The organism is Rhizobium sp. NPDC092011 (assembly GCF_044756305.1).
Classification (GTDB): Bacteria; Pseudomonadota; Alphaproteobacteria; order Rhizobiales; family Rhizobiaceae; genus Rhizobium.
Map to the genome: position 1 here is coordinate 1,548,412 of NZ_JBIVSO010000001.1, position 17,482 is coordinate 1,565,893.

Below are 17,482 nucleotides of genomic sequence, written 5' to 3' on the forward strand. Positions count from 1 at the left end.
GCAAAAAGCGAGGGGCTTAAGCTATATATTTCTCATCGAAGCGAACGAAGCGCCAAGCACGGCAGCTCAGCTTCGAATGCCCAAGGAAAGGGGATCATCATGAACGTAGCACGCTCTTTCAACAACTGGCGCAAGTACCGTCAGACGGTCGCTGAACTGGGCCGTATGACCACGCGCGAACTGCACGATCTCGGCATCGAGCGCGGCGAAATCCGCAATGTCGCCCGCGCAGCCATCGCTGGCTGATAGCAGCCACGGCTAAGTGATCAGCTCTATTCTTCAGGCGCCTGCTTTCTCCCGAGCAGGCGCTTTTGTTTTGTCTGCGTGACGGTCTCGACCTAGCTCGTTGCTAAAATATGCTTCAGTCGAGCGTGCCGGTTTTCGCATAACGCATAGCTGTCGTGCAAAGAAATGCCTATCCACTGAGCAAAAGACTGCTATGTTCAGGTCATCGAAGTGACGCACCTCCTCCCGCATCCTTCGCTTTGCAGACGCCCACTCCTCCTCCCAGGGTCGTCTGCTCGAACAGCGCCATTCCTCCTCCCGAGCGCTGTTCAACTATTGCCGAAAGCCTGCCGCACCTCCTCCCGCGGCAGGCTTTTTTCGTTTCAGCCAAGAGCTTTGGAAAAGCAGTGCGGTGGCTCTCGTAAAAATGAACGGGCGTCCCTATGTGCGACGAGCGTAGCGCGCTACATCGAAGATCGCTCCCAAATCTGATTCACCCCAAAAGGAGGATGCCTATGACCGGTTCTGCCGAATACACGCCGCCGAAGATCTGGACCTGGAACAAAGCCAATGGCGGCCAGTTCGCCAACATCAACCGCCCGATCGCCGGACCGACTCATGAGAAGGAACTGCCCGTCGGTCGTCATCCCCTTCAGCTTTATTCGCTGGGCACGCCGAATGGCGTCAAGGTCACCATCATGCTTGAGGAGTTGCTGGCGCTCGGCCACAGCGGCGCCGAATATGACGCCTGGCTGATCAAGATCGGCGACGGCGACCAGTTCGGCAGCGGCTTTGTCGAGGTCAATCCCAATTCGAAGATTCCGGCTCTGCTGGATCGCAGTGGCCCCAAGCCGATCCGCGTGTTCGAATCCGGCTCGATCCTGACCTATCTCGCCGAAAAGTTCGGCGCCTTCCTGCCGACGGAACAGCCCGCCCGCGCCGAGTGCCTGTCCTGGTTGTTCTGGCAGATGGGAAGCGCGCCTTATCTCGGCGGCGGTTTTGGCCATTTCTACGCCTATGCACCGACGAAGATCGAATATGCGATCGATCGCTTTGCGATGGAAGTGAAGCGCGAGCTCGACGTGCTCGATCGTCGCCTGGCGGAAAGCGAGTATATTGCGGGCAGCGAATACACGATCGCCGATATTGCCATCTGGCCCTGGTATGGCGGCCTCGCCAAGGGATGGCAGTATGGTGCGGGCGAATTCCTGCAAGTGCAGGATTATAAGAACGTGCAGCGCTGGGCTGATCTTATCCACTCGCGCCCCGCCGTAAAGCGCGGCCGCATGGTCAACCGCATGTCCGGAGATCCGTCCGAGCAGCTGCGCGAACGCCATGACGCCAGCGATTTCGACACGAAGACGCAGGACAAAATCGAAGCCGCCGGCTGACGCTCAGAGCATTTCCAGGAAAACTGCGCAGCGGTTTTCCGGCCGGAATGCGAGAAAAACAAGAAGGCAGGGCGCCTACGCGATTCTAAGAAAAGCGGAAACGCGGTAGGGGTTTGTCTTGATCCAAAGATGCTCGCGGCTGAAAGGCCGCGAGTTTTCGTTTTAGACCGCCCACCTAGGACCCTCGACGATCACTCCCCTCTGGTCCGGTGAATTCGCCGCGGACGATGCCGTGGCGCTGCAGCTTGTCGTAGAAGGTCTTGCGGGGAATGCCCAGCGCCTCGATGGTGCGGCGGACGTCGCCATGGTTTTGCGACAACGTCTCGCGGATGAGTTCCGCCTCATAGCGCTCGATCCGGGCGGGCAGCGGCAGTGTTCCGTCAGCGGCTGGCGTGTCGGGAGGTTCCTGCATCGCCGCCGTCTCGAGGCCGAGCACCAGGCGCTCCGCGAAATGCGAGAGCTCGCGCACATTTCCCGGCCAATCGTGCCGCTGCAAATGGCGGTGCACCGCACCGGATATGGCCGGAACGTCACGTTTAAAACGGCTGGCGGCACGCTTCGCGAAATAGCTGAACAGTAAGGGGATATCGCCGCGCCTTTCGCGTAGCGGCGGGATGGAGAGGGTAACGACGTTCAGACGATAATAGAGGTCCTCGCGAAAATCGCCGCGCTGGGCAGGATCGCCCAGATCCACCTTCGCCGCAGCCACCACGCGCAGATCGACGGGCCGAACCTCGTTCGTACCGAGCGGCGTCACCTCGCGCATTTCCAGAACGCGTAGCATCTGCACCTGGATCGACGGCGGCATGCTCTCGATTTCGTCGAGAAACAGGGTTCCTGCGCTCGCATGTTCGATTCGGCCGACCCGCTTCTTCTGCGCGCCGGTGAATGCACCGGGCTCATGGCCGAAGAGTTCGCTTTCGATGACGGTCTCGGGGAGGGCGCCGCAATTCAACGCGACGAAATTGCCCTTCGCCCGGCGGCTCCAGCGATGCAACAGGCTTGCCACCACTTCCTTGCCGCTTCCCGTTTCTCCCGTCACCAGCACATCGACATCCGTATCGGCGATCTGCCGCAAGGTGTGCCGCAGGCGTTCCATGGCAGGCGTCTGGCCGATCAGCGGCAGATCGCCCTGTGCCTGTTCGGCCGCGAGACGGAGCGAACGGTTTTCCAGAACGAGCCGGCGCTTCTCGGCGGCGCGGCGCACGCTTTGAACCAGCCGGTCAGTCGCAAAAGGCTTGGCGATGAAATCATATGCGCCGTCCTGGATTGCCTGCACCGCCATCGGAATGTCGCCATGGCCGGTCATCAGGATCACGGGCATGTCGGCGTCGCGGTCCTTGACGCGGAAGAAGAGCTGTTGCCCATCCATTTGCGGCATGCGGATATCGGAGACGACAACTCCGGCAAAGTTTGCATCGAGAGCATTGAGCGCATCGCTCGCCGAAGAGAAGGCCGAGACGACAAAGCCGGCCAGTTCAAGCGTCTGCTTCGTCGCCTTGAGCAGATCCTTGTCATCATCGATGAGGAAGACCGGGGAACTGTCGTTCATGTCGTTGCCTTGCGCAGGTGAATGGTGAAACGGGTGCCGCTGCTGCTGCTCTCCACCTCGATCCGGCCGCCGTAGTCGACGACGATATCCTTGGAAATGACGAGGCCGAGCCCAAGGCCTTTTTCTTTCGAGGTGTTGAACGGCGTGAAGAGCGAGCCGAGAATTGTATCGGGAATGCCGGGTCCGTTATCGGAGACAATGATCTCGACGTCATCGGTCATTTCGCGCACCGAAACCTCGACCCTCGCGCCATCTCGACCGTCAAGGGCTTCGAGTGCGTTTTGAAACAGGTTGATCAGAACTTGCTCAAGCCGGATTCTCGTGCCGACGACAACGAGCCCCGATGGCGGTAGCTCGATTTTGAGAGCGTCGAGGCGGCCGGCAAACCGGCTCCTGAGCAGAACAACAGCGCCCTCGATGATGGCTTTGAGCTCCACCGGTTCAGGTGCCGTTCGACCTTTGCGGGCAAAAGCCTTCAATTCATCGGTGATCGTCCCGATCCGCTCCGTCAATCCGGTTATGGCCGACAGATTATCCCTGACAGGGTCGATTTGCTGCCGTTCGAGGAAGATACTGGCGTTCTCGGCATAGGCCCGGATCGTCGCGAGCGGTTGATTGATCTCATGGGCGACGCCCGCGGCGACCTGGCCGAGGATGGCGAGACGGTTGGCCTGGACGAGATCCTGCTGAACGCCCTGGAGCTTCTCTTCCGTCGCGCGATGGTCGGCAATCTCCGCCTCCAGACGATCGCGAGCGCGACTAAGGTCATCGGTACGCTCAAGCACACGCCGCTCCAACTCCTCGCGGGCGATCCTGCTGACAGCGATCTGCATGGCGGAGACGTGACGCCTGCGAAGAAGGAAGGCAGCGAAGACAAGGATCGGCAACAGCACCGTCAAGGTGAGAAAGCGCATCTCCCGCATGGACGTTGTAACAGCCGGACCTGTTGGTATGAGATAGCCTAGTTGCCACGGCGTTGACGGGACTGCAGTCGTCAGTCGCAAGTATTCATCGGCGCTGCTGCCGGGCAAAACGGCCCGGACGATCGTCGTATCAGGGCCGATCACCTCCGGGCGGCTGATCGGCAGCGGCGAGAGGGGAGCTGCGCCGAACTGCAGGCTCTTGCGAATGACATCAGCGTCTTCGCGAGAAAGGGGCGCAGTTGTCATGAAACGCCACGAGGGCAGATTGGTGATCAGGACGACACCGCGTTCGTCGGTAACGTAGGCGGGGCGGCCGCTTTCGCTCCAATCCGCCTCCAGCTGATCGAATTCCATCTTGACCACGACGACGCCCAAAGCGGAACCGGCATCGCCGACGCGGCGGGAAATATAGAGGCCGGGGCGATTGCTGACCGTGCCAAGCGCATAATGCTCGGCCGTTCCCGCCTCCATGGCCTTGCGGAAGTAATCACGAAACGAATAGTCGTTGCCGACGAAGCTCAGCGGCTCCCGCCAATTGCTCGAGGCCATGGCGATGCCGTCCTTGCCGACGACATAGAGAACCGCTGCGCTCGTGCCGGAGACCAGGCTTTCCAGCTTGCGGTCGAGCGCGATTACGGCATCGGCCTGTCGCTCCGTAAGCGCATCGCGCACCTGTTGATCGTCGGCCAGCAGCAAAGGCAGCGCCCGCGGGCGCTCCAGCACCGCCCGCAAGAGGGCGACCTTGAGGTTCGCATCCGTGTGTCCCTGTCGCTGCAACGCTTCGATGGCCGTCAGGCGCCCGTAAAAGCTGGCGCCGTACAGGGCGGCCGCGATGATGGCGGCCGATAGCATCGCGAAGACAAGCCAGACCCGCCGGGATCGTCGCCCCAACTGTTCTGGCGTCAAAAATCGTTCACTCACCGGTCGCTTCGGCATGGGCGCATTGTGCATATTCTCGCTCGATCCGCAAATCAATCTGTGCGGAATACCGCACATTTGTTGCTGAGAGCGTTGTCGGAAAATCTATAAATCAAATTAAATCAAGTTGTTAGTCTGAATTTTCGAGATTGGCACGCTCGTTGCAAAGGAAGGTGGAACAGTCGGAGGCTGTTGAATTCTAGTCGTCGCCCGGAGGGCCGAGAGATCGGTTGGGCTTAACGGAGGACATCATGATTGCTCCCATCGCTGCCGCCGAAACGCGCGGCAAACTTCCTTTCTACCGGCATCTCTATGTGCAGGTTCTCACCGCCATTGCTGCCGGCATCCTGCTTGGTCATTACTATCCGCAATTCGGCGCTTCGCTCCAGCCGCTCGGCGATGCCTTTATCAAGCTCGTGCGCATGGTCATCGCGCCGGTCATCTTCCTGACGGTCACCACCGGTATCGCCGGGATGTCGGATCTCAAGAAGTTCGGCCGCGTTGTCGGCAAGTCGTTCATCTACTTCCTGACCTTCTCGACGCTGGCGCTGATCGTCGGCCTCATCGTCTCGAACGTCGTCCAGCCGGGCGCCGGCATGCACATCAATCCGGCGACGCTGGACACGAAGGCCGTCAACAACTACGCGGCGCAGGCGCATGACGCCTCCGTCGTCGGCTTCCTGATGAACATCATCCCGGACACGATCGTCGGTGCTTTCGCGAAGGGCGATATCCTTCAGGTACTGTTCTTCTCGGTCATCTTCGGCATAGCGCTTGGCGCCGCGGGCGAACGCGGCCGCCCGGTCACCGATTTTCTGCAGGCGCTGACGACACCGATCTTCCGCATGGTCGCTCTGCTGATGAAGTTTGCGCCCATCGGGGCCTTTGGAGCCATGGCCTTTACCATCGGTAAATATGGCATCGGCACGATCGCAAATCTGGCGTTCCTGATCGGGACTTTCTACGCCACATCGCTGCTGTTCGTGCTCGTCGTGCTCGGCGCCGTCGCCCGCTACAACGGTTTCTCCATTCTGGCGCTGATCCGTTACATCAAGGAAGAATTGTTGCTGGTGCTCGGCACGTCTTCATCGGAAGCCGCATTGCCCGGCTTGATGAACAAGATGGAGCGCGCCGGCTGCAAACGCTCGGTCGTGGGTCTTGTCATCCCGACGGGCTATTCCTTCAATCTCGATGGCACCAACATATATATGACGCTGGCGGCACTCTTCATTGCCCAGGCGACCGATACGCCGCTGTCGCTCGGCGACCAGATTCTTCTGCTGCTGGTGGCCATGCTGAGCTCGAAAGGCGCTGCCGGTATCACTGGCGCCGGGTTCATTACCCTTGCCGCGACGCTTGCTGTCGTGCCCTCGGTGCCGATCGCCGGCATGGCCTTGATCCTTGGTATCGACCGCTTCATGTCCGAATGCCGCGCCCTCACAAACTTCGTCGGCAATGCGGTCGCAACGATCGTGGTCGCGCGCTGGGAGAACGAACTCGACCAGACGAAGTTTGCCGCCGCCATGGCGGGGCAATTAAGCGAGGACATTGAAATGCCGGCATTGCAGCCGGCCGAATAGCTCTCTTATCGATCCCCTTCAATGTGAAACGGCCCCGCGGGGCCGTTTCCGGTTTCAGCGTCGGCTTGGTCCGCCGGCCACCGCCAGCGTCAAGCCGGCCCCATCATCAACAGCCATCTTCATAAAACTGTCACTGCAACGGCTCAGAGCATGAAGGTGACAAGGGTTGATATCGATGAGGTCGTGTGCCGGACAGGAGAGGAGCGTGACACGGATGGTTTTGGTGAGCGTCCGCCTGTGGGTCTTCAAGCGAGCGATCCGCTCGCTACGGCATTGCGCGTAGTTGACGGCATGGCATCGTCAGCGCGGGAGAAGGCCTTAAGGCGTTCGGAGAGTTTTCTTTCCGAACTGGCATCCCACGCCGACGCGTTATTTCACGGTCGCTTCTACGAGCAGTATGCGGCTATCTGCTACAGAAAACTATCGGAAGGGCAGGCGGTCGAGGTTCTTATCGTGACGAGCCGGGAAAGCGGGCGCTGGATCATACCCAAGGGCTGGCCGATGAAGGGTAAGAAGCCGCACGAGGTCGCGGCGATCGAGGCTTTCGAGGAAGCTGGCGTGGGCGGCAAGGTGAAGAAGAAGGCCTTCGGATATTTTACCTATCTGAAGCAACTGGCCGACGGCAGCGACGTTCCTTGCGTCGTCGCAGCGCATCTACTTGACGTCGCACAGGTTTTTCAGGATTTTCCTGAGCGCGGCCAGCGCCGTTGTGAATGGGTTTCCTTCATTGAGGCGGCGAGCCGCGTGCGAGAGCCGGAGCTTAAGGGGCTCCTGCTCGCGGCGGAGCGCAAAATACTCAAGCCGAACGGCAAGAAGCAGCCAGCCTGATCACCTCAATTTGATCGATGTCTGAATTTTGCCCTTCGCGGCGAGCCGCGAGCCAGGATATAGGCAGCTATGCGCTTACGCGCTTGTCTACGCCGCATTGATGCCTATATTGACCCAGCGTTCGGCCATATTTGTTTCGGTCGAGATGCTCCATGGCTGCAATAGCTGCCTTCACCCGGCATTTATCCCGCCGGTGGACTTTGGAAGGAGAAATTTCATGTCCATTACTCAGAATAATATCGATAGTTCAAAGGCTTCCACCGTTCCCCATGGTGAAATTGCAGCTGCCGTCCGGCAGGCGCGAGAAGCCATTGGCTACACGATCGCCGATCTTTCCGAGACCTGTGGCCTCACCAGCGAGGAGATCGTCGAAATTGAGGCCGGCGCCGACGCTGACCCCGCAAAGCTCCGACGAATAGCCGCTGCATTGCAGGTCGCGCCTTCGACTTTCTTCATCGTTTGAACAAGCGGCGCACTTCGGTGCGCCCTTCAATTTCCGTAGGGCGATTTCTAGGCCAGCCATGCGCCCGTCGCGCTTTGGCATGCCTACGCCGGCAATCGCTGCGCCAGGCTTAGTTACAAATTCTCGGCGGTGGCTGCTCGAAGCAAGGAGCACCGCAAGTCGCAATCATAGATGGCGAATCGGCACTTCAAGAGCGATATGCAACTATAGATGAGGAAGTCGATTGCTGAGCTGAAAAGAGCTGGCATCGGCCGCTGTCATATGTTGGCCTTTTAGGCGAAAACCTCCTTATTTATACATTGAAAATAAGCCGATATCGGCGTGGTTTTGCAGATATTTCGCTTTCTGCTGTAGCGATACTGGTCAAACTCGTTCCAAAGTTCTAATCTAGCTCGACTAACAACGTTTTATTAGTAGTGCTTTTGTTGATGCAGCATAGTGATGTGCGCCTACGTTTCGTATGACGAGTGTATTGGCGCTTACTGGGGCATACCGGCATGGGGCGGAATGACAAGAGTTTTGGCGTAGATCTCGATAATGATGCGCAGCTTCTTAGTTTGATCCCTGCTGGAACTTCCAGCCCTCCGGCGACCATGGAGAAGCCCCTGGCATTGCCGGCGGAGTCGCGGCAAGCGGACGAGAGGGATCCAAGTCAGGCGGCCGCGACAGAACATAGCATATCGGCGCTGGAGAAAGTTGCGCGTGATATGACTTTGCTGGCGACATTGGTCACGAGGCGGCGGCACGCAAAGTCCGAGGCTGGCGACTATAAAGACCAGGCCTTGCCATCGGACAACGTTAGCGACCTCTCGGAACTCGCATTCCAGCCTGTCGGAATAGCACCTCGGGAGGGGGACGAGTTTCAAATCGTCGATTCAGTCGCAGGAGCCGTCGAGTATTTGACGGCGAAATGGCCGATCTGTTGCGGCGACGCTTTTGAAGAAGCCTTGCAAGCCTGTGTTGACGGCATCAACGGCAGGGTCTCACCTGAACAGGTCCGTTCGGCTTTCATCAATGCGGCGGATGCGGCCGGTATACGCGTAGCTCCGTAAGCAAATTTGTCGACTTGCCAACGCTCAGCCGCCACGCGCGTCTGCAAGACCTCTTTTGATGCCTGCGCCATGAGGCGCTATTGGGTAACGAAGCTTTACCTGTTGCAAGCGAGGAGACCCGATCGACACGTGAATCAGTGCGGTCGGGCCTCCCGACTATCGCAAATTGGCGGTTGCGATAGCCCCAAAGATGTGGCTCGCCACCGCCATGTCGTCTATACGTAAAGCGGCAGGAGAGGCCTGATTGCGCCTGGCCTCGGAAAGCCGGTTTCACGGTAAACCGATGCCTAACGCCGATACGCCACACGTTCCGCAACGCCACAGCGGCAAGATCCATTCTTTTCCTGCTTTGAATGCTATCGCGTTAACGGGCGAGGCAAGGACATGCCGACCGCGTTTGGCCGGGTATTTCCAAAACGAGGGAATGGGAGCGATGGGTTTGATGTACGCGGGAGGCCAGACGTTCCTTGAAGGGGTCCGCCCCGTCGGGCCTCCCGGTGCAGCAGATTTATATCTGCGGTAGCGGTAGAAACCTGCAGAACGGCGCCTCGACTGTCTATATCGAAAGCGACAGGCCGCATCCCATTACGTCATATGGTAGTCCTCGTAGCCAGCGGTGTTTGACCGGCCATGGGTCCGCATTCTTGGCTGTTTCCAAAGTATATAATTCGTATCTTCTCAATACATAATGCGACAGCGTTATACAAATAAGGAATACATTTCGATAATATTTATTAGTGGCTGCGTATTTACAGATATAATCGCGCCTATATTATGACCTCAACGTGGACTTTCGCAAGTACATGTTGAATCTCGCGAATTCCTTTGAGGAGAATTTTCGAATGCTCAAGTTTTTGGGATCTACCGTCTTCCTGTTGGCGACGGTTGCCGGAAGTACTGTTTACGCAGCAGATCTCGCGGTCTCCACGCCGCCTCAGGCTCCCGTGGATGTGGCGCCGACGTTCTCGTGGACGGGCTTCTACGTCGGTGTGAACGCCGGCGGCGGCTTCGGAGGTAGCGACGATGTCGGTTTCCATTCCTTCGGAAATTACCTCGGTAGATATGGCAAGCTCGATGGGTCCGGTTTTCTCGGTGGTGGTCAAATCGGCTACAACTACCAGTTCGACCCTAACTGGGTAGTTGGCCTCGAAGCGGATTTCCAGGGCGCCGACATTAGCGACTCCTTCAATAATGGTACCGCAAGCGCGTCTTCCAAGATCGACTGGTACGGCACTCTCCGCCCCCGCATCGGTTACGCCTTTGACAATACCTTGTTCTACGGTACCGGCGGTCTCGCCTATGGTCATGTCAATTACAAAGGCGCACTCGGCGGTGCTAGTTTTGACGACGATAAGACCAAAGCCGGCTGGACGGTAGGCGCCGGCATCGAGCACGCCTTCACCGATCATGTGACCGCGAAACTCGAATATCAGTATGTCGATTTTGGCAGCAGTAACATGGGCGGGGATGCTTTCAACTCCAAAGCCAGCCTCGATTTCCATGCCATTCGAGTAGGTTTGAACTACAAGTTCTGACTGTAAATTTTGCCTTGAAAGACAACATGTTAATCTGTTGCAGAGGATAATAACATGGCTTTGATTGGCATCAACCTAATCAATAACGGCACGACCAGGATTGATAGTAGCAACGCCGGCGCTCCCTCCGACACCATACAGCTCAATCTGGTTGCTAACGGTACGGTTATCGTTGATGGCGTGAACGTCGAAATCAGCAGTATCGTGGGCATCGGTGCGGCTTCAAACACGACGATCGGAGCGATCAACGGTGCGAGTGTGACCATCGATGCCGACCTCGTAAACGTCGCGGCCGCTTCGACCTATACTTACACAATAGGTGCCAATTCGAGTATTACGGTGGAGTCAGGCCTACTTACTGTTGATCTTTTGAACGGTGTTACCGTGGATTTTGCCAATGCAAACGGTAGCGGGCTGTTCGCGTACACCACCGGCAGCATCAGCTTGAACCTCTCGACTCCGCCGAACGTCGTGAATGTTCAATCGGGAGACAGGATTGAAGTCGTAGGCTCGAACGTTGTTTCCCAATCCGGCAATACACTCACCTTCTTCGGCGGCTTGTTGAACACAATACCGTTCGGTTCCTATAGCATACCGGCCGATGTCACCTACACTTACGATCCGAACACCGACACACTGACGTTTACGAGTTGCTTCCTGCGCGGCACGCTCATCCGCACGCCGGAGGGAGATATGCCGGTTGAGGATTTGCGGGTCGGCGATCTTGTGGTCACCCACAAGGGCGTTGCGGAAATCAGATGGGTCGGACGGCGCCGGATCGATCCAAAGGCGATCGACAAACCACGCGATACCCTTCCGGTTCGCATACAGGCGGGCGCCCTTGCGGAAAACGTCCCCTCCCGGGATCTGTATGTATCGCCGGACCGTTGCATGTTTTTGGAGGAATCGCTGATTCCAGCAAAGCTCCTCCTCAACGGTACGACGATCACTCAGGAGGCGACGCTGATGCCGTTCGAGTATTACCATGTCGAACTCGAACAGCATTCGATCATTCTTGCCGAAGGCACCCCGACTGACACTTATCTTGCTCTCGGTGGTCGTATGTCCTTTGTCGAGCCCGGGGTATTGCGGTTCGGTTCCTTTGCGAGCACGGCCATGCGCACCTGGAATGATTGGTGCTATCCACCTGTCTATGCCGGTAAGGTGCTCCAGCAAGCCCGGATGTCTATTGAAAGGCGGGCAGTGGACATGGGTTATCGCGTTCGGGAGGCCGAAGCATCCTGATGGAAGAAATGCGCAACAAGGCAAGGCTATTTCGACTAAATACTCGATGCCGATCCGATCAAAGAGCGAGCTTTGGTTGAGAGCAGTCAGTCGTCACCAAGATAGGCGGATTTCGGTGACGTAGTCGCTATAGATAATCTCGTCGGCGACGAGGTTTCAGGAGTCGCGAAATGATCGAGAGCATTGGTGCGACGTTAGAGTAGCTCGCGCTGTACGGACCCATTTCAAAGCGAACGAGAACGCATTCTCAAACCTCGAAGCGCTGCCGAGAAAAGCTGCGAATACCCATCGAGCGCCTCTCGAGAACATTCAGGCGAATACTCCAACTCTCCATCTCAAACGGATGCCGTAACTATTTCGCAGCACCAGACTATGAGGAAGCGTGATCGCACTTCGCTTTGCGAAGCCAACTACGCTCCTGAGAAATCTAAATGGCTCTACTAGACTATGATTATAGAGATTTTGTCGCGTTTTATACTGTTGTGACGGGAACGGTGTGGCAGGGGCTGGATTACCTGGACAACACTACCGGTGGTCTTTGCATGGTCTGAAGTTGCTCGCGTTGCGGCGTTGGGAAGGGATGTGCGAAGGGCGAACCGAAGCTCCATCGTCCCACGCGATGAGGGTGAGCATAGACTAGTTCTAAACTCGTTTACTTTAACGGAGCAAGAGACATGGCGGAAGGCAATTATAGTGCTACCACTGCGAGTGGCGTACAGTATAGTCTGACCTATAACCCTGGAGTAGGCGGGATAGGTGCAAATTATAACCTCACCATCACCAACCCGGACTCTTCGACAACGACGGTAACCAATATCGCGCCAGGCAATGTCGCGACGCCTGTTAATGGCACCAATTCGCTGTCTATCCTCTCGGTTCTCGGGAACACGAATTATGTGGTGGCTCCCAACGAGACGGCAACCGTCAACATTACCGCTGCGTTATTGGGCACGTCCACGGTTTATGTGGGCGGCAACGCTACCATCAATTCGGGCATTAGCCTGCTGAGCGGTATGAACCTAGTCGTTGACGGGGGCACCGCCACCGCTGCTGGCGGGTCGCTTGCCGGGGCGCTGAGCGGCCTGAATGTCAATCTCGAGAATGGTGGCACGTTCACCAACGGGACGGCTCTGTTAAGCGCGCTGAACGGCACGAACATCAGTTTCGGAGCCGGCGGCGGCACCTTCATCGCGAACGCCGGCGGCGCTGTTCTTAATCTTTCGTCCACGACCATCAATGGTTTCAATGCCGCGACGGACAAGATTGAATTTCAGGGGTTGGCGGGATCGATCGATCACTACTCCATCAACACGAGTGGCGGCTCGCAGACGATCAACCTTTTCGACAGCAGCAACAATCCGCTCGGAAATGTCACCGTTGCCGGCACCAATTTCACGACTGGCACCTTCGTAGCGGGCCAGGCGGGTCCGCTGACAATTACCGCGAATGGTGGGGCGATAGACATTACTCCGGTGGCAACACCCTGCTTTGTCTCGGGGACGCGGATTCTGACCGTACGCGGTGAAGTTGCCGTGGAAGATCTGAAGGTCGGCGACTTGGCGATCACGGCGACCGGCGAAACCCGTCCGATCATCTGGATCGGCAGCAAGCTGGTCGAGCGGCCAGTACGCAACGAGTGGCCGATCCGGGTTCGCGCAGGCGCCTTCGGCGATAACCTGCCCGCTCGCGATTTGCTGCTGTCCGGCGGCCATGCGGTATGCGTGGACCTGATGGGCGAAGTGTTCGTGCCGATCGGCGAGTTGGCCAACGGTGCGACGATCGTCCGCGAGGAGTGGCCCGAGGTCACTTATTGGCACGTGGAACTGGAAAGCCATGATGTGCTGATGGCCGAGGGCCTGGGCTGCGAGAGCTACATGGAAGTGGGCAACCGCGCCTTCTTCGGGAGGGCCTATGGTCGCCTCGTCGAGGTCGATGCCGCTCAGCGCGTGACCGAGAGCCTGACCCGTTATGGTCGCCCCTTCGTCGACCGAGGTGTCCTGGTCGAGGCGATCCGCGAGCGTTTGATCACTCGGGCCGAGGCACTCGGCTGGAGTCGTGCCGCGGATATGGACCTGCATATGCTGGTCGACGGCAAACGCGTGGAGGGGCAGATCGACGGCGACGTCGCCCGGTTCATCTTCCCGGCCTCCGCTGAGACGGCGAGCCTAGTGTCGCGGACATTCTCTCCCGGTCGGGAAGTCCGTGCGCTCGGCGTGCGGTTGGAGAGCCTTCGCATCTTCGATGGCCTCAGGACGGATCGCGACGTGGCCTTTGACGGCCTCGTCGGTCTCCATCCCGAAGAGCTCGCTGTAGGTTGCCACTGGTCCTGGACCAATGGTCATCTCGTGCTGCCGGCCACGTTGTGGGCCGATTGCAAGGGTCACGTGATCCTGCGCCTGACCGGCTATGCGGAAGCCGGCCAACCTTGGGTAGCGCCGGCAGAGAAAGACGTCGCGGGGCTCCGCGCCGCTTGAGGAAGTCCGCCTTGCTGCGGCCCGCCTTCGGGCCGCCGACGGAGTGAGGAGCGGTTCAGCAGCCGGGGACGGATAGGATAGACCTATCCGTCCCCGGCAAGAACCGGTGGAGTTGCGAGAGCCGAAGAACCATCGCCTAAATCCCCTTATCCGCCACGATCAACCTGACCAAATAAACCGGGCGAGATTTCATGAACATATTTCGCAGCAAGGAAGAAATGAGAAACGTCGTCCGTGAGGCCGACGTCGCGCGGGATTCGAGGTTGTGGCAGAAAGCGGCCGACCTCTATGATGAGCATCTGCAGACCAATCCCGCCGACACTGGGATCTGGGTTCAGGCCGGAAACTGCCTGAAGGAAGCGGGTAACCACAGGGAGGCAGCCAAGCGCTACCAGAAGGCCCTCGAGCTCAGTCCGGATGATTCCGACATTCACCTGCAGCGCGGGCACCTGCTGAAGGTCATGGGACGCACAGGCGAGGCAATCGAAAGCTACAAGCGCTCGGTGGAATGCAACCCCGGCAACCACGATGCCGTCATCGAACTCGTGTCAGCCGGCGCCGCTGGCGATGTCTTCTCCGATTTCAGCGCCGAGAGCGAAAACGTGGTGAAGACAATCTGGCTCGATGTCACCGACCTCATGGAATATGCTCAATACAATAAGAGCCTGAGCGGAATTCAACGCGTCGTTGCCAACCTGGTTCTTCATATCGAATCGGGTATTTTCAAGGATTACCGCGTTATCCCGGTGATACCGGAGTATGACCGACATCGGATTCTCGCGGCGAGCCCGATGGCACTTGCAACGCTCATTCGCCAGTTCGACGTGCCGATTGTCGATCGCAGCATGGTCGACAAGGCTATTGCCGCCGTGTTCGACGCGCGCTTCGAAGTTTGGCCCACGCAGGACGATATATTCGTCGTTGCCGGCGCGTTCTGGATCTACCCGCATTACGACGTCATTCGTAAACTTCGTGAAAAAGGCATGCGTTTCTGCGTATTCATTCACGATCTCATCCAGATCCGGAATCCCGAATACGTGCAGCAGGCTGCCGTCGACAAGTTCCAAAGACAGCTGATAGATGTATTATCAGTATGCGATTTCGTTCTGGCGAATTCACAATTCGTCGCATCGGAAATCAGAGCCTATTTCAAGGAACGCCTCAACTTCGAGTTGCCGGTCAAGGCTATTCCGCTTGCCACGGAGCTGCGCAAGACACAGAAGAAGGCCAGGATACTCAATACCAACATCCTTAGCATGGCAGAGGAGGAATATGTCCTCTGCGTTGCAACGATCGAGGTTCGCAAGAACCATATGTTCCAGATCCGCATCTGGGAACGCCTGATCCGCGAACTGGGCGACAAGGCCCCGAAACTCGTATGGGTGGGCAAATGGGGTTGGCAGATCGACGAACTGCGCCACCACCTGGCCACCCATGGCTATGTCGGGGACTGGCTCTACATCTTCAACGACATCACGGACGACGAGCTGGAATATCTGTACCGGCATTCTCTGTTTACGACCTATACGAGCTTTGCCGAAGGCTTTGGCCTGCCCATCGGTGAGAGTCTGAATTACCGCAAGCCCTGCATTGCCTCCAACGCTACCTCGATGCCCGAGGTTGGGGGGCATTTCGTGCGTTACATCAATCCCTACAACGTCGAGGATGGCTACAACATCTTCAAGCAGGTCATTGCCGATCGCAACGATCTGGCCAGCTGGCAGCGCGATATCGAAGAGAATTTCGTGCCCAAATCGTGGGACGCGTTCTGCTCCGAGCTGTTCTCGACGGCGATCGACATGAGCGTGGGTCTAGGAGACCAGCCTGGGCTTTTGAATTGTCGCCTGCCGCGCAACGCAATCATCGAAGGTGGCGACGCGGCACTGTTGCGCATCGCCGCCGAAGGCCGACGGATAGTCACCTTCCGTGCGGCGCGGGACTCCGGCTGGTTCGCCATGGAGGATTGGGGCGTTTGGGCAAGCCAGCGCCGCTCCCGGCTTGTGTTCGACAGCGAACTCGCCGAGGGCGAAAGCGTGCGCATCTACCTCGAGGTGAAATCCCCGCCCAACAGCGAGAACATCGTCGTTGTCACCGATGCCGGAGGCGAAACGTGCTCATTCCAACCCGTCGACCGGCCGACCTACATTTCGTTCGGGGGCATCGTCGGGCCGCACGGGAGGGTGACGGTCAATCTGCTGACGCGAGGCAGATTTGGCGATACCGGCGACCGGTCATGCCATCTTGGGCTCTCGGCCGTTGCGTACTGCGACGGGGCGGATCCACTGGAACGAGTGGGTTTGTTGGAGAAAGTAACGCTCCAATCGCAGCTAAGCCGAAGCTGATTAACGCCGTCCCGTTAGCCAGCTTGGTTCGCTTCAATTTCGAAATTGATCAGTATCTCGGTCTCTAAGATTAATGCTGTGTTTGGAGAGTTTTTATGGGTGGAGACACAGAAACGTTCTATCAATTCCAGCTTCCGTCTTCTGTGGTTTGTCGACATGAGCACTTCCATGAAGATTGGTTCGAAAGATGGGCGAAGGCGATTGACCCCAACTGGAGTTATGAGCTGAAGCATCACAGAAAGCTCTGGGAATGGTGTGCGATAATACAGGCTCTCCAAGAGAGGAAGAAGCTCACTGAGGGCTCCAAGGGCCTGGGCTTCGCTGTCGGAACTGAACCTCTATCGTCGCTTTTTGCCAGCCAAGGAGCAACTATCGAGGCAACCGATCTTTTTGTCGGAGAGGAGGCCGACCACTGGACCGGAACCAATCAGCATGCGAGCGGTCTCGACGCTCTTTATAAAGATTATTTGCTAAGCAAAGAACTATTCCAACGCAGAGTATCGTTCCACCCGGCAGATATGCGGGATCTGTCGGGGTTCACGCCGGATAGTTACGACTTTATTTGGAGCTCTTGCTCGTTTGAGCATCTAGGGAATTTGGCGCTTGGAATTAACTTCGTAGAAGAATCGTCAAAGTTGCTTCGAAAAGGCGGCGTTGCCGTTCATACAACGGAGTTCAATTGCTTGTCTGACGAGATCACGATCGATAATGCTGTCGACGTGATTTATCGAGGTCAAGACCTGCGGCGTCTGAAGAAGACGCTGGAGGAAAATGGATTTGATGTTGCGCCATTGGACTTAAGGCTAGGCGACGACGACGAAGATCGCTTGTTCGACTATCCGCCGTACGGAATGCATAATCGCGATCACATCAAACTCTATATGCAAGGGTTTGTTGCCACATCCGTTCTTCTTATTATCACAAAATTGTAAATCCTACGGAACAGCGGCGGCG

Annotated in this window: 13 protein-coding genes; 11 read left to right on the top strand and 2 right to left on the bottom strand. The window is 57.5% G+C overall.

The window, feature by feature from the left end; all coding sequences use genetic code 11:
* Positions 1–99 precede the first annotated feature (99 nt).
* Together ACIQJ2_RS07080 and yghU are read left to right on the top strand one after the other, a co-directional pair.
* The gene (locus ACIQJ2_RS07080; RefSeq protein WP_184709113.1) at positions 100–246 is read left to right on the top strand and encodes a DUF1127 domain-containing protein; all 147 of its coding nucleotides are present in this window, start codon (positions 100–102) and stop codon (positions 244–246) included.
* A 494-nt stretch (positions 247–740) separates the two neighbouring features.
* Entirely contained in the window at positions 741–1,616 is an 876-nt protein-coding gene (yghU, locus tag ACIQJ2_RS07085) for a glutathione-dependent disulfide-bond oxidoreductase (protein ID WP_400668185.1), read from the top strand.
* Positions 1,617–1,791: 175 nt separating this feature from the next.
* Here the strand turns inward: yghU and ACIQJ2_RS07090 are convergent, their stop codons facing one another.
* Positions 1,792–3,168 (bottom strand): sigma-54-dependent transcriptional regulator, encoded by a 1,377-nt coding sequence (locus ACIQJ2_RS07090; RefSeq protein WP_400668187.1) that lies wholly within the window; start codon positions 3,166–3,168, stop codon positions 1,792–1,794.
* A complete protein-coding gene (locus tag ACIQJ2_RS07095) occupies positions 3,165–5,027 on the bottom strand; it encodes an ATP-binding protein (protein ID WP_400668704.1) in 1,863 nt (620 codons plus the stop codon). The genes ACIQJ2_RS07090 and ACIQJ2_RS07095 overlap by 4 nt, the downstream gene beginning before the upstream one ends.
* Positions 5,028–5,260: 233 nt before the next feature.
* On the opposite strand from ACIQJ2_RS07095, the gene ACIQJ2_RS07100 reads away from it, so the two are divergent.
* The 9 genes from ACIQJ2_RS07100 to ACIQJ2_RS07140 all read left to right on the top strand — a co-directional run bounded on the left by ACIQJ2_RS07100 (position 5,261) and on the right by ACIQJ2_RS07140 (position 17,460).
* Positions 5,261–6,589 (top strand): dicarboxylate/amino acid:cation symporter, encoded by a 1,329-nt coding sequence (locus tag ACIQJ2_RS07100; protein ID WP_199144091.1) that lies wholly within the window; start codon positions 5,261–5,263, stop codon positions 6,587–6,589.
* A gap of 156 nt (positions 6,590–6,745) precedes the next feature.
* Positions 6,746–7,417 (top strand): NUDIX hydrolase, encoded by a 672-nt coding sequence (locus ACIQJ2_RS07105; protein ID WP_400668190.1) that lies wholly within the window; start codon positions 6,746–6,748, stop codon positions 7,415–7,417.
* Positions 7,418–7,634: 217 nt separating this feature from the next.
* Positions 7,635–7,880 carry a helix-turn-helix transcriptional regulator gene (locus ACIQJ2_RS07110; RefSeq protein WP_199144089.1) on the top strand — a complete coding sequence of 82 codons (246 nt, stop codon included), beginning with the start codon at positions 7,635–7,637 and terminating at the stop codon, positions 7,878–7,880.
* 497 nt (positions 7,881–8,377) lie between these two features.
* Positions 8,378–8,932 (top strand): DUF982 domain-containing protein, encoded by a 555-nt coding sequence (locus tag ACIQJ2_RS07115; protein WP_400668193.1) that lies wholly within the window; start codon positions 8,378–8,380, stop codon positions 8,930–8,932.
* A gap of 842 nt (positions 8,933–9,774) precedes the next feature.
* Positions 9,775–10,467 (top strand): outer membrane protein, encoded by a 693-nt coding sequence (locus tag ACIQJ2_RS07120; protein ID WP_199149696.1) that lies wholly within the window; start codon positions 9,775–9,777, stop codon positions 10,465–10,467.
* A 54-nt stretch (positions 10,468–10,521) separates the two neighbouring features.
* On the top strand, positions 10,522–11,712 hold the full coding sequence (locus ACIQJ2_RS07125; protein WP_400668196.1) for a Hint domain-containing protein: 1,191 nt from the start codon (positions 10,522–10,524) through the stop codon (positions 11,710–11,712).
* 674 nt (positions 11,713–12,386) lie between these two features.
* A complete protein-coding gene (locus ACIQJ2_RS07130; RefSeq protein ID WP_400668199.1) occupies positions 12,387–14,186 on the top strand; it encodes a Hint domain-containing protein in 1,800 nt (599 codons plus the stop codon).
* 191 nt (positions 14,187–14,377) lie between these two features.
* Positions 14,378–16,528 (top strand): tetratricopeptide repeat protein, encoded by a 2,151-nt coding sequence (locus ACIQJ2_RS07135; protein WP_400668202.1) that lies wholly within the window; start codon positions 14,378–14,380, stop codon positions 16,526–16,528.
* Positions 16,529–16,623: 95 nt separating this feature from the next.
* Positions 16,624–17,460 (top strand): SAM-dependent methyltransferase, encoded by an 837-nt coding sequence (locus ACIQJ2_RS07140; protein WP_400668208.1) that lies wholly within the window; start codon positions 16,624–16,626, stop codon positions 17,458–17,460.
* Positions 17,461–17,482: the final 22 nt, after the last annotated feature.

What these genes read in the sequence shown, in the direction of transcription:
- ACIQJ2_RS07090 (WP_400668187.1), bottom strand. Translation starts at nt 3,168, where the DNA reads ATGAACGACAGTTCCCCGGTCTTCCTCATCGATGATGACAAGGATCTG.
- ACIQJ2_RS07125 (WP_400668196.1), top strand. Translation starts at nt 10,522, where the DNA reads ATGGCTTTGATTGGCATCAACCTAATCAATAACGGCACGACCAGGATT.
- ACIQJ2_RS07080 (WP_184709113.1), top strand. Translation starts at nt 100, where the DNA reads ATGAACGTAGCACGCTCTTTCAACAACTGGCGCAAGTACCGTCAGACG.
- ACIQJ2_RS07110 (WP_199144089.1), top strand. Translation starts at nt 7,635, where the DNA reads ATGTCCATTACTCAGAATAATATCGATAGTTCAAAGGCTTCCACCGTT.
- ACIQJ2_RS07130 (WP_400668199.1), top strand. Translation starts at nt 12,387, where the DNA reads ATGGCGGAAGGCAATTATAGTGCTACCACTGCGAGTGGCGTACAGTAT.
- ACIQJ2_RS07135 (WP_400668202.1), top strand. Translation starts at nt 14,378, where the DNA reads ATGAACATATTTCGCAGCAAGGAAGAAATGAGAAACGTCGTCCGTGAG.
- yghU (WP_400668185.1), top strand. Translation starts at nt 741, where the DNA reads ATGACCGGTTCTGCCGAATACACGCCGCCGAAGATCTGGACCTGGAAC.
- ACIQJ2_RS07140 (WP_400668208.1), top strand. Translation starts at nt 16,624, where the DNA reads ATGGGTGGAGACACAGAAACGTTCTATCAATTCCAGCTTCCGTCTTCT.
- ACIQJ2_RS07115 (WP_400668193.1), top strand. Translation starts at nt 8,378, where the DNA reads ATGGGGCGGAATGACAAGAGTTTTGGCGTAGATCTCGATAATGATGCG.
- ACIQJ2_RS07100 (WP_199144091.1), top strand. Translation starts at nt 5,261, where the DNA reads ATGATTGCTCCCATCGCTGCCGCCGAAACGCGCGGCAAACTTCCTTTC.
- ACIQJ2_RS07095 (WP_400668704.1), bottom strand. Translation starts at nt 5,027, where the DNA reads ATGCCGAAGCGACCGGTGAGTGAACGATTTTTGACGCCAGAACAGTTG.
- ACIQJ2_RS07120 (WP_199149696.1), top strand. Translation starts at nt 9,775, where the DNA reads ATGCTCAAGTTTTTGGGATCTACCGTCTTCCTGTTGGCGACGGTTGCC.